Genomic DNA, 456 nt, shown 5'->3' on the forward strand with positions numbered 1-456 from the left:
CCCCGGCTCTCCCAGAAGTACGCACATTACCATGAGTCTCGATAAAGCGGGCGCAAAGCCCACTCGCCGAAAGCCCACGGTTTCCTACGCAACGTTCATCGGCGTAGGGTGAGTCGGCCCCTAAGGCGAGGCAAAAATGCGTCGTCGATGGGAAACAGGTTAATATTCCTGTACTTGATTCAAATGCGATGTGGGGACGGAGAAGGTTAGGTTAGCAAGTTGTTGGAATAGCTTGTTTAAGCCGGTAGGTGGAAGACTTAGGCAAATCCGGGTCTTCTTAACACCGAGAAGTGACGACGAGTGTCTAAGGCCATGACGTAACCGATACCACGCTTCCAGGAAAAGCCACTAAGGTTCCGTTTGAATCGAACCGTACTGCAAACCGACACAGGTGGGCCGTCTGAGAATTCTAAGGCGCTTGAGAGAACTCGGGAGAGGGAACTCGGCAGATTTATA

At 52.0% G+C, this 456-nt stretch carries 1 rRNA gene; it reads left to right on the forward strand.

The annotated features are described in order from the left end of the window. Positions 1 to 456: ribosomal RNA gene (locus tag ACTHUR_RS20500) — 23S ribosomal RNA — on the forward strand; the annotation flags it as partial.

The organism is Neisseria sp. P0021.S007, from assembly GCF_051956855.1.